The sequence below is a fragment of the Nocardia sp. NPDC049220 genome, assembly GCF_040647855.1.
Lineage (GTDB): Bacteria > Actinomycetota > Actinomycetes > Mycobacteriales > Mycobacteriaceae > Nocardia.
Genome location: NZ_JBEZDA010000001.1, coordinates 965978 through 990222, shown reverse-complemented (window position 1 = coordinate 990222; position 24245 = coordinate 965978). Strand labels below are relative to the sequence as shown.

The 24245-nt window shown below is 66.8% G+C and carries 27 protein-coding genes; 10 read left to right on the top strand and 17 right to left on the bottom strand.

The window, feature by feature from the left end; translation table 11 throughout:
- Positions 1 to 33: 33 nt before the first annotated feature.
- Positions 34 to 549 (top strand): CGNR zinc finger domain-containing protein, encoded by a 516-nt coding sequence (locus AB0C34_RS04325; RefSeq protein ID WP_357067302.1) that lies wholly within the window; start codon positions 34 to 36, stop codon positions 547 to 549.
- A 3-nt stretch (positions 550 to 552) separates the two neighbouring features.
- On the opposite strand, the gene AB0C34_RS04320 is transcribed toward AB0C34_RS04325, so the two are convergent.
- From AB0C34_RS04320 to AB0C34_RS04310, 3 genes are read right to left on the bottom strand one after another with little or no spacing between them, the layout of a single operon-like run.
- Complete coding sequence (locus AB0C34_RS04320; protein WP_357067300.1) at positions 553 to 1791, bottom strand: phosphotransferase; 1239 nt, start codon at positions 1789 to 1791, stop codon at positions 553 to 555.
- Positions 1788 to 1982, bottom strand: a complete 195-nt coding sequence (locus AB0C34_RS04315; RefSeq protein ID WP_357068475.1) for a DUF3046 domain-containing protein — start codon at positions 1980 to 1982, stop codon at positions 1788 to 1790. The genes AB0C34_RS04320 and AB0C34_RS04315 overlap by 4 nt, the downstream gene beginning before the upstream one ends.
- A 51-nt stretch (positions 1983 to 2033) precedes the next feature.
- Entirely contained in the window at positions 2034 to 3191 is a 1158-nt protein-coding gene (locus tag AB0C34_RS04310) for a nucleotide disphospho-sugar-binding domain-containing protein (protein WP_357067298.1), read from the bottom strand.
- Between the two features lie 95 nt (positions 3192 to 3286).
- Between AB0C34_RS04310 and AB0C34_RS04305 the strand changes: the two genes are divergently transcribed.
- Positions 3287 to 3820 carry a hypothetical protein gene (locus AB0C34_RS04305; protein ID WP_357067296.1) on the top strand — a complete coding sequence of 178 codons (534 nt, stop codon included), beginning with the start codon at positions 3287 to 3289 and terminating at the stop codon, positions 3818 to 3820.
- Here AB0C34_RS04305 and AB0C34_RS04300 read toward each other — a convergent pair.
- A complete protein-coding gene (locus tag AB0C34_RS04300; RefSeq protein WP_357067294.1) occupies positions 3817 to 3990 on the bottom strand; it encodes a hypothetical protein in 174 nt (57 codons plus the stop codon). The genes AB0C34_RS04305 and AB0C34_RS04300 overlap by 4 nt on opposite strands.
- Before the next feature lie 849 nt (positions 3991 to 4839).
- Between AB0C34_RS04300 and AB0C34_RS04295 the strand changes: the two genes are divergently transcribed.
- Together AB0C34_RS04295 and AB0C34_RS04290 are read left to right on the top strand one after the other, a co-directional pair.
- Positions 4840 to 5727 carry an SAM-dependent methyltransferase gene (locus AB0C34_RS04295; RefSeq protein ID WP_357067292.1) on the top strand — a complete coding sequence of 296 codons (888 nt, stop codon included), beginning with the start codon at positions 4840 to 4842 and terminating at the stop codon, positions 5725 to 5727.
- Positions 5711 to 6436 carry a L,D-transpeptidase family protein gene (locus tag AB0C34_RS04290; RefSeq protein ID WP_357067290.1) on the top strand — a complete coding sequence of 242 codons (726 nt, stop codon included), beginning with the start codon at positions 5711 to 5713 and terminating at the stop codon, positions 6434 to 6436. The genes AB0C34_RS04295 and AB0C34_RS04290 overlap by 17 nt, the downstream gene beginning before the upstream one ends.
- A 272-nt stretch (positions 6437 to 6708) precedes the next feature.
- Here the strand turns inward: AB0C34_RS04290 and AB0C34_RS04285 are convergent, their stop codons facing one another.
- The 4 genes from AB0C34_RS04285 to AB0C34_RS04270 form a co-directional block, all read right to left on the bottom strand.
- A complete protein-coding gene (locus AB0C34_RS04285) occupies positions 6709 to 6930 on the bottom strand; it encodes a hypothetical protein (protein ID WP_357067288.1) in 222 nt (73 codons plus the stop codon).
- An 88-nt stretch (positions 6931 to 7018) separates the two neighbouring features.
- Complete coding sequence (locus AB0C34_RS04280) at positions 7019 to 7756, bottom strand: DUF2382 domain-containing protein (RefSeq protein WP_357067286.1); 738 nt, start codon at positions 7754 to 7756, stop codon at positions 7019 to 7021.
- A 75-nt stretch (positions 7757 to 7831) separates the two neighbouring features.
- Complete coding sequence (locus AB0C34_RS04275) at positions 7832 to 7999, bottom strand: hypothetical protein (protein WP_357067284.1); 168 nt, start codon at positions 7997 to 7999, stop codon at positions 7832 to 7834.
- A gap of 215 nt (positions 8000 to 8214) precedes the next feature.
- Positions 8215 to 9777: a phosphatase PAP2 family protein gene (locus tag AB0C34_RS04270; RefSeq protein ID WP_357067282.1), complete on the bottom strand. Its 1563-nt coding sequence runs from the start codon at positions 9775 to 9777 to the stop codon at positions 8215 to 8217.
- A 250-nt stretch (positions 9778 to 10027) separates the two neighbouring features.
- Between AB0C34_RS04270 and AB0C34_RS04265 the strand changes: the two genes are divergently transcribed.
- Positions 10028 to 10228 (top strand): hypothetical protein, encoded by a 201-nt coding sequence (locus AB0C34_RS04265; protein WP_357067280.1) that lies wholly within the window; start codon positions 10028 to 10030, stop codon positions 10226 to 10228.
- 10 nt (positions 10229 to 10238) lie between these two features.
- Here AB0C34_RS04265 and AB0C34_RS04260 read toward each other — a convergent pair whose 3' ends face one another.
- The 5 genes from AB0C34_RS04260 to pgsA all read right to left on the bottom strand — a co-directional run bounded on the left by AB0C34_RS04260 (position 10239) and on the right by pgsA (position 14014).
- Positions 10239 to 11129 carry a hypothetical protein gene (locus AB0C34_RS04260; RefSeq protein ID WP_357067278.1) on the bottom strand — a complete coding sequence of 297 codons (891 nt, stop codon included), beginning with the start codon at positions 11127 to 11129 and terminating at the stop codon, positions 10239 to 10241.
- A gap of 140 nt (positions 11130 to 11269) precedes the next feature.
- Positions 11270 to 12100: a PspA/IM30 family protein gene (locus AB0C34_RS04255; RefSeq protein ID WP_357068473.1), complete on the bottom strand. Its 831-nt coding sequence runs from the start codon at positions 12098 to 12100 to the stop codon at positions 11270 to 11272.
- A 199-nt stretch (positions 12101 to 12299) separates the two neighbouring features.
- Positions 12300 to 12755, bottom strand: coding sequence for a helix-turn-helix transcriptional regulator (locus AB0C34_RS04250; RefSeq protein WP_357067276.1), 456 nt, complete (start codon positions 12753 to 12755; stop codon positions 12300 to 12302).
- Positions 12756 to 12869: 114 nt separating this feature from the next.
- Complete coding sequence (locus tag AB0C34_RS04245; protein WP_357067274.1) at positions 12870 to 13385, bottom strand: CinA family protein; 516 nt, start codon at positions 13383 to 13385, stop codon at positions 12870 to 12872.
- Complete coding sequence (pgsA, locus tag AB0C34_RS04240; RefSeq protein ID WP_357068471.1) at positions 13382 to 14014, bottom strand: CDP-diacylglycerol--glycerol-3-phosphate 3-phosphatidyltransferase; 633 nt, start codon at positions 14012 to 14014, stop codon at positions 13382 to 13384. Before pgsA ends, AB0C34_RS04245 begins: the two co-directional genes overlap by 4 nt.
- A 163-nt stretch (positions 14015 to 14177) precedes the next feature.
- Between pgsA and AB0C34_RS04235 the strand changes: the two genes are divergently transcribed.
- Positions 14178 to 14744 carry an amino-acid N-acetyltransferase gene (locus tag AB0C34_RS04235; RefSeq protein WP_357067272.1) on the top strand — a complete coding sequence of 189 codons (567 nt, stop codon included), beginning with the start codon at positions 14178 to 14180 and terminating at the stop codon, positions 14742 to 14744.
- Positions 14745 to 14771: 27 nt separating this feature from the next.
- Complete coding sequence (locus AB0C34_RS04230; protein WP_357067270.1) at positions 14772 to 15056, top strand: YciI family protein; 285 nt, start codon at positions 14772 to 14774, stop codon at positions 15054 to 15056.
- Between the two features lie 173 nt (positions 15057 to 15229).
- Here the strand turns inward: AB0C34_RS04230 and AB0C34_RS04225 are convergent, their stop codons facing one another.
- A complete protein-coding gene (locus AB0C34_RS04225) occupies positions 15230 to 16222 on the bottom strand; it encodes a TerC family protein (RefSeq protein WP_357067268.1) in 993 nt (330 codons plus the stop codon).
- 289 nt (positions 16223 to 16511) lie between these two features.
- On the bottom strand, positions 16512 to 17561 hold the full coding sequence (locus AB0C34_RS04220; RefSeq protein ID WP_357067266.1) for an alpha/beta hydrolase: 1050 nt from the start codon (positions 17559 to 17561) through the stop codon (positions 16512 to 16514).
- 454 nt (positions 17562 to 18015) lie between these two features.
- Between AB0C34_RS04220 and AB0C34_RS04215 the strand changes: the two genes are divergently transcribed.
- Positions 18016 to 19086 carry a hypothetical protein gene (locus AB0C34_RS04215; RefSeq protein ID WP_357067264.1) on the top strand — a complete coding sequence of 357 codons (1071 nt, stop codon included), beginning with the start codon at positions 18016 to 18018 and terminating at the stop codon, positions 19084 to 19086.
- Between the two features lie 176 nt (positions 19087 to 19262).
- The gene (locus AB0C34_RS04210; protein WP_357067262.1) at positions 19263 to 20063 is read left to right on the top strand and encodes an SAM-dependent methyltransferase; all 801 of its coding nucleotides are present in this window, start codon (positions 19263 to 19265) and stop codon (positions 20061 to 20063) included.
- Positions 20064 to 20104: 41 nt separating this feature from the next.
- Here the strand turns inward: AB0C34_RS04210 and AB0C34_RS04205 are convergent, their stop codons facing one another.
- Positions 20105 to 22672 carry a DNA translocase FtsK gene (locus AB0C34_RS04205; RefSeq protein ID WP_357067260.1) on the bottom strand — a complete coding sequence of 856 codons (2568 nt, stop codon included), beginning with the start codon at positions 22670 to 22672 and terminating at the stop codon, positions 20105 to 20107.
- A gap of 104 nt (positions 22673 to 22776) precedes the next feature.
- Positions 22777 to 23400 (bottom strand): TIGR03085 family metal-binding protein, encoded by a 624-nt coding sequence (locus AB0C34_RS04200; protein ID WP_357067258.1) that lies wholly within the window; start codon positions 23398 to 23400, stop codon positions 22777 to 22779.
- 435 nt (positions 23401 to 23835) lie between these two features.
- On the opposite strand from AB0C34_RS04200, the gene AB0C34_RS04195 reads away from it, so the two are divergent.
- Positions 23836 to 24216: a DUF4189 domain-containing protein gene (locus tag AB0C34_RS04195; protein ID WP_357067256.1), complete on the top strand. Its 381-nt coding sequence runs from the start codon at positions 23836 to 23838 to the stop codon at positions 24214 to 24216.
- Positions 24217 to 24245: the final 29 nt, after the last annotated feature.

Sequence of the window (24245 nt, the reverse complement as noted above, 5' to 3'; positions counted from 1 at the left end):
CTGAGCATCAGCGCGGACTCGGTACCCTCAGACATGCCCGATCCACGCCCTCATCTCGGTGAACCGTTGGCACTCGATCTGCTGAACACGCGATGGATCGAGCACGGACCGCAGGATCTGCTCACCGATGTGGCCGGGCTGCGCATCTGGTTGGACTCGGTCGGTCTCGCCACTCGCGCGCAGGCCGACGCGGCGACATTGGCAGCCGTGCGGACCGCACGCGCGGCTATCGCCGACGTGGTCACGCGTGCCTCCCACGATGGGCTCAACGACGTGCTCGCACACGGTCGGATCCGACGCACACTCACCGAGTCCGGACCCGCAGATGTGGCCGATGTGCCCGAGCGGATCTGGCTACCCGGTTGGCTGGCCGCGGACAATCTGCTGGACTTGCTGCGCGCGGCGCCCGATCGGATCCGCCAGTGCGCGCATCCGCAGTGTGTGCTGTTCTTCTACGACACCTCGAAGAACGGCACGCGGCGTTGGCATTCGATGGCGACCTGCGGCAATCGCACCAAGGCGGCGCGGCACTACGCGAAGAAGGAGTGAGACTCAGAGCAATTCGTCGAGCAGCCGATAGTACGAGAGTCGGTGATGATCCAGCTCCGGCACGCCATAGGCGCCGCAGAAGTCCGTCACCGCCGACTCGCCGAACTCGGCCCGCAAATCACGCACAGCCGGCGCGAGATCCCGGTACCGATCGGCGACGCCGAGCGCTGCGACATCGAGCAAGATCTCGCCCGCCACCACGGTGGCCGGGGTGAAGTCACCATGCGCCACCACCAGATCCTCGTGAACCGGACGTTCGGCCAGCAGCCGTGCCAACATGTCCGTCGGCGCCCAGCCCCGGTGGTCGTCGTCGAAACCTTCGGCGTCGACCAGGCCCTCGACCACCTGGCGGCGCGCCTGGGCCAAGACGGTGTCGAGGCGGCCGTCGAACGGGCACTCTGCGATCGGAATGCTGTGCAGCCGCCGCAGGGTCGAGCCCATGACGGCGCCGATCGAGGTCGGCCCGATGTCGACCCCCCGCGTGGCCTGGCTCGACACGCGCGTGTCGGCGAGTAGCAACACGTCGCCTTCGAACGCCGCCACATCCAGCAGGCGAATCCCACGACCTCGCAACCAATTCAGGCGCTCGCACTCGGCGATCGCCCGCGGGCCGCGCACGATCCGGTAGGAGCCGAGGGCGGATACGACACCGCCACTCCTACTTTCCTGCTCGTCCGACCAGGTTGGTGTGTCGCCGAGCAGTGCGACAACCGTGGGCGGCAGCGGAATTGGCAGCTCGGCCAGCGTGTCCAAGGCCGCGCGGGTGGATTCGATCTCGTCGGGGTCGCCTTCGGCGGTGCGCAGTTCCATCGCCTGAACCAGCAACGCATGCGCTTCTCGCACCTGGTTGCTTTCTGCGAGCGCCTTGCCCAGGTGCTGGACGGCGAAGGAGAGCACCTCCGGCGCGACCGTCCGCGCATGCTCGACCGCGCGACGGTAGAGCAGCTCGGCCGTGCGGGCGGCGCCTCGGTACCGGTAGACATCGCCCAGGTTGATCCACACGGTGATCCTGCGCTGCTCGGTGTCCGCCAGTTCCAGCGCACGATCGAGGTGGTCCAGCGCCAAGTCGTAGCGGCCGAGGAGCATCAGCTCGATGCCGGTCTGCCGGAAACCGGTGAAATCGACGGGGTGCGCGTCCGCCACCCGAGCGGCAAGGCGTCGCGGATCGAGCGGAATCATCCGCCGGCGCTCATCGAACCGATGCGGCGGCCCACCCTGATCGACCTGCTCGGGGGCGCTCACCAGCGCACCCGCGGGACGTCGAAATCCGCGCACAGCGCGCGCCACACATCCCGCGGATCGACGCCGCCCTCGATGGCATCGGCCCCGGTCCGACCGCCCAAAGAGGGGATCACATGATCGGACAGCAAAGCATCTCCCCGCGCCACACCGAACTCGGTATGCAACAGTTCCTGAAACTCAGTCAACCGCACCATCCACAAGATACTCCCGGCGAGTGCCGCACCATGGAGCGCCACTCGTCCTCAGGGGTGCACGGTGCGCAGAGTGTGGCGGCAGACGGCGACCGGGTCGCGCAGGGAGGTCGGGGCTGCCGCATCGGCGGCGGCGGTGGCGTAACGGGGGTCGGTGAGGATCTCGTGCACCGCGGCGCGGAGCGCATGGGTGGACGGTGGGCGCACGATGATCGAACTTCCTTGGCGGGCAGCGCGGTTGGCGAGTTCCCACTGATCCCCACCGCCGGGGACGGTGACGATCGGAACACCCGCGGAGAGGGATTTCGCGAGCAGGCCGTGGCCGCCACCGCCGATAACCGCGGATGCGTGGGTGAGCAAGACGTCTTGGCGGCCCAGACCGGCCGTTGCCCACCGAGGAAGGTCGGCAGGCGGGGTGTCCAGCATCGAGATCGCCACCCGGACACCGGTCCCGTCCAGGGCGGCCAGGACATCGTCGACCATGCCCGCGACGCCGGTATGGGCAGTCGAGGGAGCGACCATCACCAGCGGCCCGTCGCCGGGCGGAAGGTCGAGGATCGCCTCCGTCGGTTCCCACAGCAGCGGACCGACGACGTACGCGGACTCCGGCCAGTCGGGACGCGGCACTTCGAGGGCGGGCAGCGTGGCGATCAAGCGAGCCGCGGGACCCGGGTCGACGGCGGGGAGACCGACGCTCTCGCGCGCCACTCCCCGCTGGCGCCGACCGTGGCGGAGCGCGCGCGCGGTCATAGTGCGCAGCACGCCGTCCCGCGCTCGGCCGCGCAGGCCTGCGCCAGGAGCCAGTCCGCTGCCGATGGGCGGCAACGCCTTCGACGGCAGATACAGCGGATGCGGCGACAGTTCCACCCACGGCACGCCGAGCCGTTCGGCGGCCATGCCGCCGCCCGCGGTCAGGACATCGGAAACCACCAACTCCGGCAGCATGGCGCTCAGGTCGGGCAGGATCTCGGTGGAGATATGCGCGGCGCGCTCGTGGATGCGCTGTCCCGCGTCGGTGTCGTCATCGGTGGGTCGCGGCGCCAGACCCTTGAGCCTGCGCACGCCGATCCCAGCGCCGAGCGCCGCATCGAACCAGCGCGGACCGGTGAACAGGACCGGCTCGTCACCGGCCGCCAGGAACCGCAAGCACAACGCGATAGCGGGAAACGCATGCCCAGGATCGGGCCCCGCGACGACGGCTACTCGCATCCGCCTAGCCTGCCACACCGGCGCCCACGCTCCGGTCATGCGTCGTGACGACGCGTGCCACACCGGCAACCGACCGCCCGAGCGATCATGTGCGGATGTCCACCGAGCGCATGCGGGGCCTCGTCGGGAGCGCCCCTGCCGAGATCTCGCCACCGTGGGCGCTGGCCCGGACTTCGACGCTGCGATCGCCCAACTCCGACAACGCAGGCGCGGCGCTGGCCGCGTTGCCACGACCGCGCCTCGTGTCCTCCGGTCATCGACCGTGCGATCGACTCGCAGTGAATTGGGGCGTGCGCATCGGTCGACCCGACCGTCGCGCTACCGTCGGATCAGCCGCCGGACCGGAAAAGTTCGAAGCCGAGCGCGTGATCCGCGAGGAAGCCTTCCTTGGCGCCGATAGCCATGTCGACCACCACGCGAACGTGGTCGGCGACCGGCTCAGAGCTCAGCGCCTAGAGGTACCGGCGATGCTCGGCGCGCGAGGCAATGGCCTGCGCGTGGAAGTTCGGCATGCGTGGCAGTCGGCCCGATTACGGCAGCCCACCGGGCCGACCACGGCTTCTGGTCGGCGAACTCGCTCCGCGCCGCGCGACAGGACGCCGCCCGACCCGCGCACGACGCCGCACTAGAGCTTGTTCACCGTGGACTTGTCCGAGCCCGACACCGCCTTGTACAGCAGGTACAACCCGACCACGATCGCGCTGATCACCAGGATCGGGAACAGCCCCTTGATCAGGGCGCCGATGATGGCGAGCGCGACCCAGACGACCGCGACGATACCGATAATCTTCCACACCATTTCGTGCCTCCCAGGCGTCTGCGTTCCTCCTCGATCATGACAGCTGATCCTGTCCAAATCACCAGGTAAGACGGGATGTCCGGGTGAAAATCAGGGTTTACCCGCAGGGGCACTCGCCCGCCACCGAGCGTGCACTCGTCGCTTCTACGATCAGATATTCGGGCGCGCTCAGGCGATCGGCGAATCACCGAAGAGCGGGTGCGACTGCGACGCTGCCACGAGGAATCAGCGACCGAGGGCTGCACCGCTGTTGCACCACGCCGATGGGCCAGTCATTGTGAAGTGATAGGAATTCGCCCTCGCATCGATTGTCCCACTGAAGGATTGCAGCATGTCCGCGACGGTGTTTCGGTGCACTCGACACAACGGAACACCGACATGCCGCACGGCGCCACCCGATCGACGACATCCGCGAGGACCGAGCCGAACCGGTCGACGCCGTCGAGCATGGCGCGTGCCGTTCCGCTCGCGGCGGACGGCATTCGCAGCACGCGAGTTCACCCACGGCGACAGATCCGGCCAGTGGAAGACAGCCCTACCCCGGACGGCTCCGAATCCCTTTCCCGCCCACCGCTCGGCCGCACACCTTCGACAGCGAGAAAGGCCACCGTGGAACACAATACTGTCAGAGGGCGCTACGCCGACAAGGGCGCTACGGACAACAGCGGCGACCTCCACGCCCCCGAAATTCGAAGCTCTGGATTCAGCGCAAATACCGCGCCGCGCGACTCCTGCCGCTCGACGACCACCGATCTCGACGCCCCGGCCGAACTGCGCACCTACAGCAGCGAATTCGCGTAGCCCTCGCCACGAAGACCGCGTCAAATCATCCCACAGAGAGGTCATGCCATGCCGGATCCCGCTTTCCCTCCCCGCACCGGTGTCCGCGTTCCGGTCGGCGTGGACACTACGCGGGCGAGCATCGCGCGCGTATACGACGCCAGCCTCGGCGGCAAAGACAATTTCGAGATCGACCGTTGCGTCCTCACGAAGCTCCTCGAGGTCGCTCCAGGACAGGGCGCGGTGTCCCGGATGAACCGCGAGTGGCTGCATCGCGTCGTCCGGTATCTGGCAGGCACGGTCGGAATCGACCAGTTCCTCGATATCGGCGCCGGGCTGCCGACCACCACCAATACCCACGAGATCGCACAACAGCAGAATCCTGAAGCGCGGGTGACGTACGTCGACAACGATCCGGTCTGCGACATCCACGGCCGAGCACTGCTCGAACGCAACGAGTACACCCGGTTCGTGATGGCCGACCTGACCGAGCCGAACACGTTGCTGAACCACTTGGAGGTCACCCGGAACCTCGACCTCACCCGCCCACTCGCGCTGATTCTGTGCGGAATCCTGCACCACGTCGATGACGCCCTCGACCCGGTCGGCATCATGCGCCACTACATCGATGCGCTGCCGCCCGGCTCCTATGTCGCGATAACCCACTTCTGGGACCCCGCCGATGACTCCGACGCCCACGACATGGCCATCGAGTTGCAGCGCCGCTTCCTCGACATGGGTCTCGGCTCCGGCTGGTATCGCACCCGCGAACAGATCGCCGCGGCCTTCGGCGACCTGGACCTGGTCGAACCCGGCCTGGTCGAACTGGATGACTGGTGGCCGACCGGCCCCCGACTCCGGCCCAGGCTCACCGAGGAGCGGCTCATGCTCGGCGGTCTCGGCTACAAATCCGCACCACGCCACCGCCTGAAAGTCCTGCGTGGCCACCGTCGATAGCTGCCACGCGTGGCAACGGCACCGGCCGCGGACCATCACCATGGTCCTGGCGACCGTCGCGGCGGTCGGCACCCTACTCGGTTTCGCGCTGCTGCCCGAGATCGCCGGCGACCCACCGCCGTTCGATCCGGACACCATCCCGGGCACGCAGGTCATCTGGGTGACCGCGCCTACCGGCGCCGACCACGGAACGCTGGAGCTATGGCGACGAAACCGGGTTCGGCACTGGGTACGCATGTTCACGGCGCCGGCATGGGTCGGCGCGGAAGGGATTTCGACCCGAGCCGAGGAAGGCGCCGCCTTCACACCGGAGGGCACCTTCACGGTGACCGAAGGTTTCGGCCGGTTGCCCGACGTGGGTGCGACGCTTCCCTACCTGTCGGTCGACCCGTCGAACACTTGGTGGTGGGTGTCGGATCCGGAAAGTCCGCTGTACAACCAGAAATTCCGGTGCGCCGAGCCCGACTGCCCGTTCGACACCGGTCGCGCCGAAAACCTCGGAAGAACCGATCCGCAATACAACTACGCCCTGGTGATCGACTACAACCGCTTCCCTGTCGTGCCGAAGCGAGGCTCGGCCTTCTTCGTCCACGTCGCAGTCGGTCGAGCAACCGCAGGGTGCGTCGCAGTCACCGAAGATGTAATGCGCACTCTGCTCGCGGCGCTCCACCCCTCGAAGAAGCCGGTGATCGGCCTGTACGCCACCTGAATCGGGTCGGCACAGGATCGACCGGCGCCGATCGCGGAGCGATTCGAGCGCCTGGAGGAGACCCTGCGGATCTGCTTGCAGATGTGGACCCACGGCAGCGGACCCCGTCCGAGGCAAGCATTTTCAGCTCGCCGAAACGCTCCGTGTCCCAGCCCCGTCGACGCGTTCGCGGGCACGGATCCTGACCGGAGGCGGCGGAGAGCGCACGGCCCTGCACCTGGTGGCAGGCTAGCCCGACGCCCGCAACCTATTCGCATCGAGCCCACGGGAGGTCACCCACACGCTCGACGTCCTGCGCACACCGCGATTCCGCAGGCCGCGACTATGATTCGATCCAGAAGGTGGCCCTCTACACCGACTCGGTCCTTGATGGTTTCGACGCATTCCTGGCGAGTGCCGAACAGTGCCGTGTCCTCGGCATCACCGAACTCGGCCTGCTGCCCGACCGCGATCCGGTCGAATTCGCCGAGCGGATCGCCGAATCGGCCCCTCATGTGAGCGGGATCCGAGTCGCGGACACCGATGGGGTGTGCGTCGGCGACGCGCACCCCATCGGCACCGAGTCCGCCATCCGGTGCCCGATCAGCGCGTTGGGCGGTCGGGATCCTCGACTCCGTCGATACCGATGTGCTCGGTGCGCACCGTGTCGGGAAGGGTGCGGTTGTCCGCTACCTCGTCGACGGCGAAACGGACCCGCTCGACCGGCACCGATTCCCTGTTGATCGTCATCCGGTCCCCATGCGGCGCGCGTTCGGCCTCGTGCTCCCCGGACGGTGCGATACCGGCCCGGTCGGAGATAGGCGCGCGCTCATTGCGCACCTGCTCGGGCGCGATAGGTACCGGGACTGTCTCGTCCTCGGCCACCATGCGGTCGCGCATCCGCGCGGAGCCGATGGTCTCCTGTTCGGCGCCGAACTCGAGACGCGCCTGCGCGCGTATCATCTCGGCATCCTGGTGCTGTTCGGCGGCCTGGTGCGGTTGCTGCTCGTCGGCATACCACCCGGGCTGATCCGGGTCGATCTTGTAGTGGTCGAACAGCTGCTGCTCGGCCTCCGGACTGATCAGCCCGTCGCGCTCGAGGTGCGGCGCGGATTTCACCGCCTCCTTCGCCACCTGCACCTGGAGCGCCCCCACGTCCCGGCGGTGCCGGGCGCCGGCCAACGGGACCAGCGAATCCTCGCTGAACAGGCCGGTGGATACCGCGACCCAGGTGGGTGATCCGGAATCATTGTCGATGTAGACCCGCTTGACCTTGCCGATCTTGTCGCCGCCGGGATCGTAGACGGCGCTACCGATGAGCGTATCCAGCATTTCAGTCATGGTTCCTCCGCGGTTCGTTCGATGCGGTGCGCAGGCCGACAGCACGCGGCACTCACCGCGTGCGCCGAGAGTGCTTCAGTCGCTTGTCGATTGATCGGTCACGTCGAGCCCGGCGGCGAGGCGTCGTGCCTTTCGGGCCTGCCGCACCGGGTCCTCGGCGAGGTCACACGTCAGGTATCGGCTGATATCCAGCCACTGCGTGTCCTGGTCGAGCTGACATTTTCGGTAGGAAACATCGAACATAAGGTGCTCCTGCCCAGTAGTGAATATCCCCGGCCGAGCAGGCCAGGCCGATCAGCTACACCGTGGCAACTACCCGGCGATGGGGTACTCAAACACGAATTGCCGACACCTCGAGAGGTTGAACAGGGACGAGGCCGTACTTCACGCAGCAGAGGCGAAGCTGACGGAATTTCGAACGCCGCGACCAGCACACCCGCAACACCGCCGCGGGCGAGCTATCCGCCCAGCGCCCCTGCTCCGCGATTCCGGGATGTCACGCGATGCGCCGAGGCCCGCTCGCTGTCCGAGCCCTTGATCAGAATCAGCCCCGCGGGTCGGCTGCTGAAACGGAAATCCGCGCCACGATGGTCGACTTCGCCGTCGGTCGCCAGCGAGACCGGCGCGTCGGCTATCCGCACGTCGAGTCGGACGACACGGCGATGCACGTAGGTGGGTGAGTGCCCCAGCGTGCCGGCGAAGGTCGCGCAGACCAGTCGCAGCCGTGACAACGGGACATCGGCGCGCAGATACCGGACGTCGAGGGTGCCGCCGTGCAGTTCCGTGCGTGACATCGGGATCTGGTCGGCGGGGTGGTAGGTACCGTTCCCGATGAACAGCATCCAGAGTGCGGTGCGGGTGTCATCGATGGTGACCCGCATCGGCTGGGCACGGACCAACACGCGCACCATCGCCATCCCTGCCGCGGGCCATTTGCCGATCCGCCGCTCCCATCGTTCCCGGATCCGCACGAAATCGGGATAACCACCGAGGCTGGCGGTGTTGACGAAGACACGCCGGTCGGCGTCGTCGATACTCACCTCGGCCACATCGACGCGAGCCGCTTCGCCTGCCGCCAGCGCGGCGAGGGTCCGATCGACCTCGTCCACCCCGGCGTCCCTGGCGAAATGATTCAACGTGCCACCCGCGAATACCGCGAGCGGCAACCGATGGCGCACCGCGTACTCCGCGACGGTGGATACCGTTCCGTCGCCACCGACCACGGCGAGCGCGACAGTGTCTCCGTGACGCAGTCTTTGGTCGACCTGCGCCTCGACATCATCGGCACCATCGATATCGAGCACCTCCGCCGCGGGAAGCCGACTTCGCAGCGGGGTGAGCGTGTCGGCGCCCTCGCCCGCTCCCGACTGCGGGTTACCGATCAACAGCACTCCGACACCGCCAGGAATCGGGTCGATCCATTCGGTCGGTCCGAGCGCGGCAGGACGGTCGGATCGTACCGCCCACCACCGGCGTGTGACGAGCGCGACCGCGCCACCGAGAACTGCCCCCGCGATCACGTCGGAGGGCCAGTGCACGCCGATGTGCACCCGCGAGTAGCCGACCGCGACGGCGAGCGGTGCTACCAACGCTCCCGCCGCAGGGGACTCCAGCGCCAGCCCTACGGCGAATGCGGCGGCCGAAGCCGAATGCCCCGACGGGAACGACGACGATACCGGCGGCGCGACCAGCCTGCGAACAAACGGCACGGATTCGTCAGGTGGACGGCGGCGCGGAAACAGCGGCTTGGCGATTCCGTTCGCCACGCCGCTGGCGACACCCAGCGCGAGCAGGCCACGGACCGCGCCCCGCCTGGTCGAGCGATCTCCCGCGGCGAACAAGACCGCGCCGAGCGCGAGCCACAGGCGGTTCTTATCCGCCGCCGTACTCAGCCCCTTGAGCAGCCGGTCGGCCCGAGTGGGGCGGACGCGCGCGCTTCGGCCGACCAGCCAGCGATCGACACCGCCGGCGACACCAGAGAGTCGGCCGCGCTCCGATCCGCGAATCAGGAGACGACGCATGGCCGCAGCCTACCGACCGACCGGACGCCGTGTCAGTGAGACTGACAGCGCCTCCATCCGGTGCGCGATCGCTCGCGCCGATGAAGGTCCGGCATCAGAGCCGGCGCACTGCACATCATTCAGTGCACGGCTGTACGCTGATCTCGAGCGTAGAGCAACGGTGAGCGGCAACCAGGAAGAGATGGTCGATCGAGGCGGGACCCCATTCAGCACACAGCCATGCACTGAATCCCCCTACGGTTGGAACCTGATGGAACATACGAACGAACTGGCACACGAACTCGCGTCGGCGGCACGGCGGCACGGCTCCGCGATCGCGGGAATCGTCGGTTCAGCCGCACGCAAGACATCCTGGGAGATGCTCGACCTGATGGCCGAGGGACGCGAACTGGTAGGCGCGGCATTGCGCGCCAGGGCCGAGGAACTGCGCCACCGCGACCGGTCGCACTGAGCCGGACCTATCAGATCGGCGGCCTCCGCGCCGCGGGCACCGATCGATCCGCGACCTCGATGAGCGCCTGCGCCCACCCATCCAGCCGATCGGACGCATTCCGGAGATCCGCGACGATGGTGTCGAAATTATGTCGCAACAGGGTGTTTTCGGGGACCGCGAGGATCCGACCAGCCGCGGCGACCACCTGTTCGTACTCGGCGACCCCGCCATCGAGTCTGTTGAGGATGGATCGCAGATTCTCCGTAAGCGCCACCGCCGCCGGCGAGTTCGACGGCCCCATCGCGTCGAGCGCCTGTTCCATCGCGCTGATGTCGGCCGCCAGAGCGTGCAGGGCAACCGATCCCGAAGCCGCGGTGTCGAGCAGGTCGGCCAGCTCCTCCGCAGGCAATCGGTTCGAGCGGCCGATCTGCGCGCCGAGCCCGTGCAACGCCTTCTCCGCGCGCACCAACCGCCCGATCGCCGGTCGGGCATTCGACCACAGTGGTGGCTGTTTACGCGGGATGAATGCCTGCTGCGGCAGCGGGGTGCCACGCAGACGCAAATAGCGACGGGTACTCAACGCCGCGCCGGTGACCAAAGCGACCGCTCCACCGCCGACCATGGCGACCGCCCACACGGGTGCCGAGAGGACTACGAGCCCAACGGTTCCCGCGGTCGTGAGACCGGACACGGTGCCGAGTTGAAAACTACGGCGGCGGGCCCGGCGACGACGACGCAGCTCCCGCTCCCGCGGATCGGCCCACCGACGGACCGCGACCAACGCGCTCTCGCCGACCTCGCGAATGTTGTCCGGCAGGCTGCCCGGCTGCGGTGCAAGAACCGCCTGTGCCCGGACGATCGCCGACCGCCGAAGGCGGCGCGCTTCGGGCTGCTGGTCGCGAAATACACTGCCGCTCATACCTTATTCTCCCACCGGTAGCGCGGGACCGGACCGGCGAGGGCCCGATCGGCCGACGGCCGGCCGATCAGGTACCCGCGCATTGCCGTTCAGTGAACCAACCGCCACCGACAGATCCTCGCCGAATGTTCGACCGCCGCCTACTGCTGCGCGGCTTGGCCCTTGTTCATCTGCGGCTGCGCCGGATCGGCCTGGTTCTGTGCCGGCTTGATCGCGGGTTGGGCAGCGCCACCGGAGGGCAATTGCTCACCACGCATCGATGCGCGGATCTGCTCCAACTTGCTGTGTCCGGCCATCTGGATGCTGGCTTGCTGGACCTCGAGCATCCGGCCCTGCACCGTGTTCTGCGCGAGTTCGGCGGCGCCGAGTGCGGTGGCGTAGCGGCGCTCGATCTTCTCGCGCACCGCGTCCAGGCTGGGCGTGCTGCCCGGCGCGGACAGCGTCGAATCCATCTGCTGCAGTGACGCGGAGACCTGCTCCTGCATCTTGGCTTGTTCCAGCTGGCTGAGCAGTTTGGTGCGTTCAGCGACCTTCTGCTGCAGCAGCATCGCGTTCTGCTCCACGGCTTTCTTAGCCTGGGCGGCCGCCTGCAGCGACTGGTCATGCAGGACCTTGAGGTCTTCGACCGACTGCTCGGCGGTGACCAACTGCGCGGCGAATGCCTCAGCGGCGTTCGTGTACTGGATCGCCTTTTCGGTGTCGGCCGCCGCCGCGGCCTGATCGGCCAACAGCACAGCCTGGCGTGCGTTGGCGTTGAGCTTTTCGACCTCGTCGAGCTGCCGGTTCAGCTTCATCTCGAGCTGGCGTTGGTTGCCGATCACCGACGCGGCCTGCTGTGAAAGGGCCTGATGCTGACGCTGGGCTTCCTCGATAGCCTGCTGAATCTGCACCTTCGGATCCGCATGCTCTTCGATCTTGGCGTCGAAGAGGGCCATCATGTACTTCCAGGCCTTGACGAACGGATTAGCCATCGATTGATCCCGCCTCCATCTGACATGCCGCGCTCCAGCGCGACTCCAGTGCGCGACCGTCACGCACTCGATATCTGCCTATCCTCCACCATCTGGCACCAGGGCCGGGAAAACCCGGCCCAACCGACGCCTAGGGAGAATCTATCCGCATTCGACGTCGATCCGCAGCGTTGCCGCGGTGGCCACGCTTGGTTCTGCGTCACACGCCCTTCACCAGTACCAGGATGTCCGATTTCGGAGCGGGAATAACGATCCTGGTGTCGTGGGCGAGCGGCAGCGGTCGGGCGACTCCGGCCACCGACATTGTGGCGCTCGCGGGAGCGAGTGCGGGTTCGGCGGGCGTGACTGTTTGGGCGGCCTGCTCCCGCTCGGTGGCAGCGGATCCGGCCGCCGCAGTGGTCGACGGGCGGGCGGGCAGACCGTCGACGTCCGCCATGACAGTGCTCACATCCGACAACACCCGCGACAGCGGCACCTCCAGCGCCGCGCAGATGGCGGCGAGCAACTCACTCGAGGCCTCCTTGCGACCGCGCTCGACTTCGGACAGGTACCCCAGGCTCACGCGCGCCGAGGTGGACACCTCGCGCAGGGTGCGGCTCTGGGCGAGACGCGCACGCCGCAGACTGTCCCCGATTGCCTCTCGCAGCAGCGTCATCTCGTTCTCCTTCGCTCCCGGTCGCCGGGCCGACGCAGTACGCCGTGTCCCCACGCATGCCGTTCTTTCTCGCACAACGTCGGATAAGGGGCGATTGGTTCCCACCAGGGCAAATCAGTCGCTCCTCCGCACACCTTCCTCCGGGACTCGCACACATCGCAGCAATTCGCACACGGCGTTGTGTGTCGCGCCCACTCTGATCGTCCACCGGTCGCCGAAGAGTTTCAACCGCATCACTTCGGTATGACCTGGACCCGCGATGCCCAGAAAGACGGTGCCCACCGCGTACCCGTTCTGCGAATCGGGTCCGGCGACGCCGGTCAGCGACACACCCCAGTCCGCGAGACACCGCATGCGCGCGCCCACCGCCAACTGCTCCGCGGTACTGGCCGCGACCGGTCCTTCCGCCGCCAGCACCTCGGCACCGACACCCGCGAGGCTGTGTTTGAGGTCGGTGGCGTACACCACCAACCCGCCCCGCAGCACGGCGCTGGCGCCGGGCACTCCCGCGATCGTCGCCGCGAGCAGGCCGGCGGTGAGCGATTCCGCGGTGGCCACGGTCTGCCGCGCGGCCACCAGCGCCCGCACCAGGTCGGCGACAGGCACGCCCGCGGTGAGCGGATCGGTCATGCGCCGCGTGCCCGGCCGGGCCCGCCGGCGAACCAGACCCTGGCGGCCTGGCCGACGTAATCCAACCCGGTCAGCACGGTCAACGCGACCGCGACGTACATCGACACCATGCCGGCAGCGGCGAACCCGCCCGACAACGGCAGCAGCAGCACCGCGATGGCCAGCGACTGCACGAGTGTTTTGAGCTTGCCGCCGCGTCCAGCGGGAATCACGCCGCGGCGCACCACCGCGAGCCGCAGCAGAGTCACGCCAATTTCTCGGCCACAGATGACGAGCGTGATCCACCAGGCCAGATCACCGAGCACAGACAGCCCGATCACCGCCGAACCGATCAGCGCCTTGTCCGCGATAGGGTCGGCGAGCTTGCCGAAATCGGTGACCAAACCGTATTTGCGCGCCAGTTGCCCGTCGAACCGATCGGTGATCGCCGCGAGACCGAACAGTGCGGCGGCGCAGATCCGCCAGCCGGTCTCATGGCCGTCGCCGACGAACAGCGCGACGACGAACAGCGGCACGAGCGCGATCCGCAGCATGGTGAGGATATTCGCGATGTTCATCAACGGCACCGCGGTCTCGGCCTGGGCGAACCCGGGTCGTATCGGACTAGGCACGCCCCACGGACGGTCCATTTCGTCTGGTTGCGCGCTCATACTCCCGCCTCGCCCACGATCAGCGGGTTCATGGCCGCCCCGTCATCCCGTAGCGCTGCCCGGCGCGATGCGGTGAGCGGAACGAGTGGATGTGCGGCACACGTTCAGACTATCGGTAGCCGGGCCGACTACTGTGCACCCCATGACCTCTCGGGGACCACTAGGTGGTTCGACCAGCGAAGCGCACCCGGTCGCGGCCCCTGCCGCGCAGACCTCGGTCCCGGTTGTCCGACGCGCGCGCACCTCCGACGTGCCCGAGATCAAGATCCTGATCGACGTGTACGCGGGACGAATCCTGCTGGAGAAGAACCTGGTCACGCTCTATGAGGCGGTGCAGGAGTTCTGGGTGGCCGAACTGGACGGCCGGGTCGTCGGCTGCGGCGCGCTGCATGTGCTGTGGGCCGACCTCGGCGAGGTACGCACGGTCGCGGTCCACCCCGATGTGAAGGGCACCGGTGTGGGCAACCTCATCGTGCGGCAGCTGGTCACGGTCGCGCGTGACCTGGCGCTGCAGCGGCTGTTCGTGCTGACCTTCGAAGTGGAGTTCTTCGGCAGGCACGGGTTCGTCGAGATCGACGGCACCCCCGTCACCGCCGAGGTCTACGCGGAAATGTGCCGGTCCTATGACACCGGTGTCGCCGAATTCCTCGATCTGAGTTTTGTGAAACCCAACACCCTTGGTAATACGCGAATGCTGCTCACGCTCTGAGCCCCGCCCACAGAAAGCGATCCACCCGTGCCGATCTTCGCCGTCCACTACGACTATTCCGAGCGCTTCGTCGCACAGCGCGACACCCATCGCCCCGCGCATCGCGCCTGGCTATCCAGCCTGGTCGAGTCCGGTGCCGTACTGAGCAGCGGGCCGTACCCGGATGGTTCCGGTGCGCTGCTGATCTTCCAGTCCGACGACGCTGCGACGCTGCGAGACCTGCTCGCGCAGGATCCGTTCGTGCGAGAGAACTTGGTCGACGATGTTCGCGCGATCGAATGGCGTCCCGCGGTGGGCGCCTTCGCTTCCTGACGTGGGCGTCCACTCCGGGGTGGTGGCGTGACACACCCCGCCCGTCCGCGAACCCTCGGATGGCACCGAGGTCCGGGCAGCGCGGAAACGAGCGCGCCAAGGCGGCTGTCCGACCACGGGTGATCTACTGCGGCGAGCATCGGGCGGGTACCCGCCCGATGCTCGCCGTGCTGCTAGTCGTCGACCCTGCTGCCCGCCGTTGCGGCGGTTCGGATCAGGCTCGCGACCGTCGCGACGACCAAGACAGCGAGGATGACGCCCAGCGACATCGGCGTAGAGATCTCCGGGACTGTCACGTGCTCCCCGCCGTTGACGAACGACAGTGTGTTCTCGTGCAGCGCGTGTAGCACCAGCTTCACGCCGATGAACGCGAGAATGGCCGCCAACCCGTAGGACAGGTAGACCAGCCGATCGAGCAACCCGCCGATCAGGAAGTACAGCTGTCGCAAGCCCATCAGCGCGAAGGCGTTCGCGGTGAAGACGAGATACGGCTGCTCGGTGAGCCCGTAGATGGCCGGGATAGAGTCCAGGGCGAAGAGCAGGTCGGCGAATCCGATGGCCAGCAAGGCGAGCAATAGCGGCGTCACCGCGCGGCGTCCGTCGATCCGGGTGACCAGTTTGTCGCCGTCGTACTCGTCGGTGGTCGGCAGCATTCGCTTGGTCAGCGCGACGACGCGGCTGTCACGTTTCTGCTCCTGCTCGACCTCGTGGCCGCTCTCCCGGATCAGTTTGATGGCGGTATAGACGAGAAAGAGCCCGAACAGGTAGAACACCCAGCTGAACGCACTGATAGCCGCCGCTCCGACGGCGATGAACGCGCCGCGCATCAGCAGGGCGATCACGATCCCGATCAACAATGCCTTCTGCTGATAGATCCGTGGCACCGCGAAGGTGGACATGATGATCAGGAAAACGAACAGGTTGTCCACCGACAGCGCCTTCTCGGTGACGAAACCCGCGTAGTACTCCCCCGCGAACGTCGATCCCCACCGCCAGGCCACGACACCACCGAAGGCCAGCGCCAACCCGATGTAGACCGCGGACCAGAATCCGGATTCGCGGAACGTCGGCTCATGCGGCGTACGCACGTGGGCGAAGAAGTCGAAGACGAACAGGCCGAGGATCACCGCGATGGTGATCCCCCATTCGAGTGCGGTTACCTGCATGCTGTGCGCCGATCGGCAGCGAATCCCATGGCGTCCATAATGCCCGATTTGTCCGTTGAATCGATAGCGAAATGATAGCCATCATAATTCCGCGTGCAGTCGCCCGACGATCGGTGCGTCGATACCGACACGATTCACCCTGATTCCCACTCACCCGGTAGCAGCGGTCAGCCGCAAAGGCCGACAAGATAACCCTCGACGCGCGGCGTCAGCTTGCCGGTACCGTGACCGAAGCCGAACCCCGCCATGTCGGAGGACAATCGGTCGATCGCGCCGGCTGAGGCACAGGTCACTCGAGGATCGAGTCGGCCCACTCCACGACGGCCGCCTGGTACTCGGCGGTATTTCGCGCGAGATTGACCGAATGTCCACTGCCGGCCAACACGAATGTGCGCAACCGCGCGGTCGGACCGAAAAACGGCGCCTCCGTGGCATACAGGGTCTCAGCGTTCGCGCATACCGCGTAGCCGGGGCCGCAGGACAAACGGTCCAGACTGCCGTTGACCACGAGAACCGGGGCGGTGACGAGGTTGGTCATGGGCGGGATGGTAGAGGTCAGACCATCGGGATATTCCGTCGGAGCGAAGACGTCCTTGGTCGACTCGTCGACCGCGATGACGTCGGGGTCGGCGTCATCGGGCGCATGGAAATCACGGGCGCGAGTTCCCGGTTGCGTCACGAGATAGCCCGGATCGTATCCACTCCCGGCGAATCGGGGGTCCTGAACGGCTTGCTGGTAGGTGGCCATCACGCCGAGGACCTCGGGAACGTTCAGGGCGTGGGAAAACCCGGTCAGCACAACGCCATCGACATCGTGGTAGGTGCTCGCCTCCAACACGTCGATACCAGAACTGAGCGAATGGCCACCGATGATGACCTTCGCGAATGGCTGGGCGCCTGCCAATCCGCGACGTAGTGCCTGGACGATCTCGTGCAAAGCCTGAGCGGAACCGGTCGCCGTCACCAGCATGCTCGGTGGGCGGCTACTGGCGCCGATGCCGAGTCGATCGACCACCAGTGTCGCGTAGCCGGCGGCGTTCATGGCGCGGCGAAAGTTGTATGTCTGCGGCACGTAGGGAAAATCCCAGTACGTGTGATTGTAATTGGAGCCAGGAAGCAGCACCATGACCCGGTCGGTCGGACCGGCGGCGGGAAGGCACAAAGTCGCGCCCATCACCCCGTTGGGCACCGGAAAGGGAACCGCCGCACAGTGATCCGGCGGTGACGCGTCGTCGGCGTGTGCCCCGCCAGGTATGAGGCACATCAGCGTTGCGGTGACACACGCGACAATTGCCCGCACCGACGTCCATGGGTGACGAGCCCGCTCTTGTTCAGCCATCAGTCATGTAGGCTATAGCGCGCGCCGCTCGACGTGCAATGCCTACCGCCGTAACCGCCGTCTGCGCATCGATTCCCGTAAAGTCTTTCACGTCAGTGTTTTTCGGTTCGTCCGCGCATGAAACTCGTCTGATCCGTCCGGGCGGCCCGAGCGCTGGAACGTTCTCGGACAGTGGGATTCGGAATTCCGGTCAGCGCGGTCCGTTCGGATGTCGCGTGCCCATTTCCTTCGATGCGCCGCCGTCGGCCGCGGAATTCATCTGCCCAGTATGTCTCGAGCCGCACGCGGAGTGTGGCGCAGCCGTGAACCTCGCCCGCCGATCTCCGATACCTCACACAGCGATCAGCGGCTGTCGCATAGTAGAGCTGTCGGGAGCGCACCGGCTGCTGACACCGATGTCGCATCGGGACGGCGCACGCCCGACCGAAGTCGGTGAGATGAGGAGCGTGGGGACATGGGTTCCAGCCATGGCGTGGGCGCGCGAGCCGTGCACTTCGTGGGAAGTTTTCCGGCCGACGGCACGGGCGTCGCCATGCGGGCGATGCTGGATCGCGCGGGGCCGCGCCTGCGTACGTTGCCCACCGGCGAAACTCGTCGATACGAGTTCTATATCCAGCCCATCCTCGCGGACCTGGTGTCGCAGGGCGTCTTGGAAGTGAAGAAACCCGGTGGCTGGCGATCGAGTCGGGACCGGACCATCCATCGCGTCCCCCGGGGCGCCGAGTTGACCGGCGCCATGATGGATCTCGGGTACCTGCGCGAGACCGAGGAGGCGCTGCCGATATTCGAACGCCTTCGCCACGAACATGAGTTGCCTGATCTCGCACTCCAGATCGGCATGCCGACCGATTTCACACTCGCGTTCATCGCCATGGGGGTTTCCGGTGCACGGACCTACCGCAAAGCGTTCACCGACGCCACTGTGCGGGAGATGACGACCATCCGCGAAGCGGTCGGAGACGATGTCGTGCTGCAACTCGAAGCTACCGCGGAACTGATACTCATGGCCAAGACCCAGCCGTTTCATCGACTCGCGGATGCCGCGTTCGGATTGGGCAAGGGGATCGCCACGTTGGCTGCGTCAGCCCCCGCGGGAACTCGTGTCGGCGTGCACCTTTGCCTCGGCAGCCTACACAACAAAGCCCGGGCAACATTGCGCGATGCTCGGCCACTAGTGGATCTGGCCAATTCCATCGTCCGACAGTGGCCGCCGGGCCGCACCCTGGAATACCTGCACGGCCCGTTCGCGGCGGGAGATATACCGCCGTCGACAAAGGCGGAATTCTATGCGCCCCTCGAAAGACTGGCGTTGGGCGAGGGCACCGATTTCTACGCGGGGTTGGTGCACGACAGCCCGACCGAGGCACAGCAATTGCGGACGCTGCATTTGCTCGAGAGGGCGCTCGGCCGGTCGGTCGATGGGGTCGCCAGCGCATGCGGCCTCGGCCGCCGTCCCCGTGCGGTGGCCGAAGCGCTCATGGCGCGAGCCGATACGCTCGCTGTGGCAGCGGCTTCGGACGAGTGATCTCGTGCTTCCGTTGCGGGCCAGCATCTTTCGATTCACTACGCCAATGCCATGACGTTGGACCACACCGGGTGGAGCCGATGCTGATGTCCGTTACACCACGACGTCTCCGATCAGCCGGGAGCAGCGATCATTCCGATCCTGATCGGGATGGATCAGGGAGTACCGTGTCGCGTATGGAGCGAGCACCAGTAGGCGTCGACCCGGGCCGGCCGAATTCCGCTCGTGTGTACGACTATCTTCTGGGCGGCAAAGACAACTACGAAGTGGACCGTGCAGTAGCCCAACGGATGCTTTCCATCGCGCCGGACACCAGGACCTTGGCTTGGTTCAGTCGCCGGTTCCTGGTGAACGCGGTTCGGTTGGCCGCGAAAGCAGGCGTCCGGCAGTTCGTCGATCTCGGTGCCGGAATCCCGACCTCACCCAACGTGCACGAGGTGGCCCGCGAGTTCGATCCTTCGGCGCGCGTGGTGTACGTCGACTACGACCCGGTCGTGTACGCGCACTGCGACGCGCTGCTGGCCCGTTGGCAGGGCGTGACCGCCATGTCGGCCGACGTTCGCCGTCCGGATGACGTGCTCGACCGACTCCGGACCGAGGCACTGATCGACTTCGACGAACCGATCGCGGTGATGCTCGTCGGCGTGCTGCACTTCGTGATGGACGACGAAAACCCGGCCGAGTTGGTCGCCCGATTCCGCGACGTGATGGCGCCGGACAGTTACCTCGCTCTTACGCACGGCTCCGACACCAGCGATCCGCAGCTCATCGAGCGGTCGTCGGCGGACACCGCCAGCAGTTCGGCTCAGGTCGTCTATCGATCACCGGCGCAGATGACGTCGTTCTTGGACGGCTTCGAAATACTCGACCCCGGCGTGGTACCAGTGCAGCAATGGCTCGGTGACAACCTGCCGACCACCCGGATGGTGATCTATGGTGGCGTCGGCCGCAAGAACTCCGGCCTGCACGACAACTGATACTTCCTGCTTCGGTTCCGACCAGCCGCAGCGGATCAGTCCTACCGCTCGGCTCCGTCCTCGTCCCCGCCGCCACCGCGGATCGACCACAGCAGCCCTTCCAGCTCATCAGGTTTCACCAGCACGTCCCGCGCCTTGGACCCTTCGCTCGGACCCACGACGCCGCGGGTCTCCATCAGGTCCATCAACCGCCCGGCCTTGGCGAAGCCGACGCGCAGCTTGCGCTGCAGCATCGACGTCGAGCCGAACTGCGAGGTGACGACCAGTTCCACCGCTTGAACGAAAACGTCGAGGTCGTCGCCGATATCGGGGTCGACGTCCTTCTTCTCGCCCGCCTTGGCGGCCGTCACGCCATCTTGATAGTCGGGTTCGGCTTGGTTCTTGGCGAAGTCGACGACGCCGTGGATTTCCTCGTCGCTGATGAACGCACCCTGCAGACGGGTCGGCTTGCCCGCGCCCATCGGCAGGAACAACCCGTCCCCCATGCCGATCAGTTTCTCGGCGCCGGGCTGGTCGAGGATGACCCGCGAATCGGTCAGCGACGAGGTGGCGAAGGCCAATCGGGACGGCACGTTGGTCTTGATCAAACCGGTGACCACGTCCACCGACGGACGCTGGGTGGCCAGCACGAGGTGAATGCCTGCGGCACGGGCCTTCTGGGTGATCCGAACGATGGCGTCTTCCACATCGCGCGGAGCGGTCATCATCAGGTCGGCCAGCTCGTCGACTATGGCCAGGATGTACGGGTAAGGCCGATACACCCGCTCGCTGCCCAGCGGCGCGGTGATCGCACCCGACTTCACCTTCTTGTTGAAGTCGTCGATATGGCGCACCTTGTTCGCCTGCATGTCCTGATAGCGCTGCTCCATCTCTTCCACCAGCCAGGCCAACGCGGCCGCGGCCTTCTTCGGCTGGGTGATGATGGGCGTGATCAGGTGCGGGATGCCCTCGTACGGGGTGAGTTCCACCATCTTCGGGTCGATCAGGATCATCCTGACCTCGTCCGGCGTCGCGCGGCCGAGCAGCGAGACCAGCATCGAGTTCACGAAACTCGACTTACCCGACCCGGTGGAGCCGGCAACCAGCAGGTGCGGCATCTTGGCCAGGTTCGCCGCGACGAACTCGCCCTCGATGTTCTTACCGAGACCGATCACCAGCGGATGGTGGTCGTTGCGGGTGGACGGCGCCTTCAGCACGTCGGCGAGGCGGACCAGTTCACGGTCGGCGTTGGGCACCTCGATGCCGACCGCGGATTTACCCGGGATCGGCGCGAGCAGCCGGACATTCTCCGTCGCTACCGCATAGGCGATATTGCGGGCCAGTGCGGTGATCTTCTCGACCTTCACGCCCGGCCCGAGTTCCACCTCGTAGCGCGTGACGGTCGGGCCTCGAACGAAGCCGGTCACCGCGGCGTCGATCTTGAACTGCACCAATACCTCGGTGATCGCCTCGATCATCGATTCATTGGCCGCGCTGCGCTTCTTGGGCGGGTCGCCGTCGGTCAGCAGCGACAGTGGCGGCAACGTGTAATCGCCCTCCACCACGCGGTCGGTGATGAACTCGAGCTGCTTCGGCGGCGGCGGGGTCTGATCCTGCACCGCCTTGGCCGGACGTTGCTTCTTGGGCTTGTCCGCCGGCTCCTCGACCGCCATGGGCTTCGCATCCCGTAGCGGCGGTTCGCCGAGCGCCTCGGTCACCGCGTCCGGATCGCCGAACTCGTCGGCAGGATAGTTCTCGGCAGGCGTGCGGCCACGGCGCTGCGCGGCCGCGGGGTGCAAAGGGAAGCCGTCGGCGTCGTAATTGGCCGAATCGTATTCCCCGTAGTCACCGTCGTACTCGCCATATTCGCCACCACCGCTCATGGTGCCGAAATACCGACGCAGTTTGTCTGGGACCTCACGCACCGTCGTTCCGGTCACCAACAGCACACCGAAGGCGATGGCCAGCAACAGAATCGGGATCGACAACCAGGCGGTGAGACCGTTGGTGAGCGGCCCGCCCATGACCAGGCCGACGAAACCGGCCGCGTGGGAACGCCCCCGCGCATCGGCGGGCGCACCGGCCACGATGTGCCACAGGCCGAGCATCGGCAGGCCGAGCAGCAGCCCGCCGAGGACCAGCCGCGGCCGGATCTCCGGGCGGGCCTCGGTGCGCATCAACACGACCGCGATCCCGGACGCCACGAACGGCAACACCGCCGAGGCAGACCCGGAAACAGCCCGGATGACGTCTTCGACCCAGTGCCCGATCGGGCCGCCCGCCGACAACCACACCGACGCCGCGATCACGCTGCTGAGCGCGATCAGGGCGAGCGCGATGCCGTCGCGGCGATGTCCGTGTTCGATCTCTCCGGCCCGGCTCAACGTCCGAGTGGTGGCGCCGACGCCCCGGGCCAGCATCGTCCAGCCGCTGCCGATGCCGCGCCCGAGCACCGCCAGCGGCGCGGTGTTCGATGTCCGACGCACCGGGCGCCGCGCCGGCCTGGCGCGCGCACGCGGCGTAGCAGCCGCCCTGGGAGTGGCCGCGCGAGATCGTGTCGTGGTTGTCCGCCCCCGCGCCGATCCCGCCCGCGCCCGAGTCGTCGTGGTGCTGCGGGACTTACCTGCCATGGACCCAGGCTAGCCGCAAACGCCTCATCCGGACCATCCGCAACACTGGTACCGCCGGTTCAGCGATGTACTAGAGGGGGTCGACCAGGCATCGGAGCCAGCGATCAGACCGAGCGGTCCAGGCCGAGCACCTGGCGTACCGCCTCGGAATCGCCGTTGGTCGCCAGCCGGACCTCGTCCCGGCCGAACGCATGGAGCAGCAGTTCCGACGGCGCACCGGTGAGCGTCACCGCCGCACCAGAAGCGGATCGCGCCATCACCTGCCTGCCGTCCGGTGTCGCCAGGGCCACCGCCACCGGCGCCTTGCGATAGGACATCGAGGCCATCCTGCGCACCAACGACCACAGCTTGTCCTGGTCCGCGGCGGTCAACTCGCGCGGCTGCCAGCCCGGCGCGGCGCGGCGCACATCCTCGTGATGGACGAACATCTCCGCCAGATTGGCCAGCGCATCCACCGGACGCAGCGGCGACCACCACGGCGGACCGGTACGCACCTGCTCCAGCAGCACAGGAAACGGCTTGGTCGCCGCCTTCTTCTGCACCCGGTCGAGGTAGCCCGCGAACGGCTCGAGCATGATTCCCGGCGCAGCATCCGGCCGCCGTTCGCGAACCACCAAGTGTGCGGCGAGATCCCGCACGGTCCACGTGTCGCAGAGGGTCGGCGCTTCCGGCCCTGCGGCACGCATCGCTTCGACGAGTTCTCGCCGTTCCCGCTGCGCCATGCTCATACCCTGAACATACCCACCGCGAGCCTTCTGTCGAGTGCAGCATCTTGTCGAGTGACACATCGACGACGCGCCGTCACCACATCAGCCCAGCTACCACGAGACCCACAACGCGAGTGGGTCTTCCGCGGCGCAGGCCGTCGCGGAGGAGCAGCGGCGTCGGTCTGTGGTCGGTCCGGACGACGATCCGGCGGGTAGTGCGTTGACCTGCACGAAGATTCAGGACAGGCGGGCACGGTGAACGTCAGGAATCCGAAGTGCGCGAGACGGGTCGACCAGCCCGCGGGATGCAAGCAGTGGTGCGCGACATGCCTTCTGGCGGTTGCATATCGGCTGTCCAGACCCAGAATCTCCTGCTAGCGCAATGAGTGTCGGCTAGGTACCTTTGTCAGTCGGTCCATCGGGTCGTGGACCACATGACAGAAGGGCACATCCTCCGTGCAGAAATTTGCTACCTGTCTGGCCGTGCTGGCAGCGGCAGGCATCGTCTCGAGCGTCCACTCACCTGCGGCATACGCCCGTACCAGCAACTATGGCGCTATCGCGCTGTCCACCTCCACCGGGTCGATCGGCTATTCCTACGACTACCCGGACTCCGCCGCCGCCCAGCGACGCGCCGTCAGTTCCTGTGGCGCGAGCGACTGCAGTTCGGTGGTCTGGTTCGCCAATGGCTGCGGCGCCGTGGCGTACTCCGCCGACACCGGCACGTGGAGCTGGGGGTACGCCGCGTCGCGTCGCGCGGCGCAGAGCCGCGCCCTGTCCCACAACGATTCCGATGCCTACATCGTGCACTGGAATTGCACATCCAACCACGGCTGATGTCCGGGATTCGAGTCAGAGGAAACATC

Coding starts and splice junctions, on each gene's coding strand:
- AB0C34_RS04325 (WP_357067302.1), top strand. CDS start 34: ATGCCCGATCCACGCCCTCATCTCGGTGAACCGTTGGCACTCGATCTG.
- AB0C34_RS04310 (WP_357067298.1), bottom strand. CDS start 3,191: ATGCGAGTAGCCGTCGTCGCGGGGCCCGATCCTGGGCATGCGTTTCCC.
- AB0C34_RS04305 (WP_357067296.1), top strand. CDS start 3,287: ATGTCCACCGAGCGCATGCGGGGCCTCGTCGGGAGCGCCCCTGCCGAG.
- AB0C34_RS04300 (WP_357067294.1), bottom strand. CDS start 3,990: ATGGTGTGGAAGATTATCGGTATCGTCGCGGTCGTCTGGGTCGCGCTC.
- AB0C34_RS04295 (WP_357067292.1), top strand. CDS start 4,840: ATGCCGGATCCCGCTTTCCCTCCCCGCACCGGTGTCCGCGTTCCGGTC.
- AB0C34_RS04285 (WP_357067288.1), bottom strand. CDS start 6,930: ATGAGGGGCCGATTCGGCGATCCGCTCGGCGAATTCGACCGGATCGCG.
- AB0C34_RS04280 (WP_357067286.1), bottom strand. CDS start 7,756: ATGACTGAAATGCTGGATACGCTCATCGGTAGCGCCGTCTACGATCCC.
- AB0C34_RS04275 (WP_357067284.1), bottom strand. CDS start 7,999: ATGTTCGATGTTTCCTACCGAAAATGTCAGCTCGACCAGGACACGCAG.
- AB0C34_RS04270 (WP_357067282.1), bottom strand. CDS start 9,777: ATGCGTCGTCTCCTGATTCGCGGATCGGAGCGCGGCCGACTCTCTGGT.
- AB0C34_RS04265 (WP_357067280.1), top strand. CDS start 10,028: ATGGAACATACGAACGAACTGGCACACGAACTCGCGTCGGCGGCACGG.
- AB0C34_RS04260 (WP_357067278.1), bottom strand. CDS start 11,129: ATGAGCGGCAGTGTATTTCGCGACCAGCAGCCCGAAGCGCGCCGCCTT.
- AB0C34_RS04255 (WP_357068473.1), bottom strand. CDS start 12,100: ATGGCTAATCCGTTCGTCAAGGCCTGGAAGTACATGATGGCCCTCTTC.
- AB0C34_RS04250 (WP_357067276.1), bottom strand. CDS start 12,755: ATGACGCTGCTGCGAGAGGCAATCGGGGACAGTCTGCGGCGTGCGCGT.
- AB0C34_RS04245 (WP_357067274.1), bottom strand. CDS start 13,385: ATGACCGATCCGCTCACCGCGGGCGTGCCTGTCGCCGACCTGGTGCGG.
- pgsA (WP_357068471.1), bottom strand. CDS start 14,014: ATGGACCGTCCGTGGGGCGTGCCTAGTCCGATACGACCCGGGTTCGCC.
- AB0C34_RS04235 (WP_357067272.1), top strand. CDS start 14,178: ATGACCTCTCGGGGACCACTAGGTGGTTCGACCAGCGAAGCGCACCCG.
- AB0C34_RS04225 (WP_357067268.1), bottom strand. CDS start 16,222: ATGCAGGTAACCGCACTCGAATGGGGGATCACCATCGCGGTGATCCTC.
- AB0C34_RS04220 (WP_357067266.1), bottom strand. CDS start 17,561: ATGGCTGAACAAGAGCGGGCTCGTCACCCATGGACGTCGGTGCGGGCA.
- AB0C34_RS04215 (WP_357067264.1), top strand. CDS start 18,016: ATGGGTTCCAGCCATGGCGTGGGCGCGCGAGCCGTGCACTTCGTGGGA.
- AB0C34_RS04210 (WP_357067262.1), top strand. CDS start 19,263: ATGGAGCGAGCACCAGTAGGCGTCGACCCGGGCCGGCCGAATTCCGCT.
- AB0C34_RS04205 (WP_357067260.1), bottom strand. CDS start 22,672: ATGGCAGGTAAGTCCCGCAGCACCACGACGACTCGGGCGCGGGCGGGA.
- AB0C34_RS04200 (WP_357067258.1), bottom strand. CDS start 23,400: ATGAGCATGGCGCAGCGGGAACGGCGAGAACTCGTCGAAGCGATGCGT.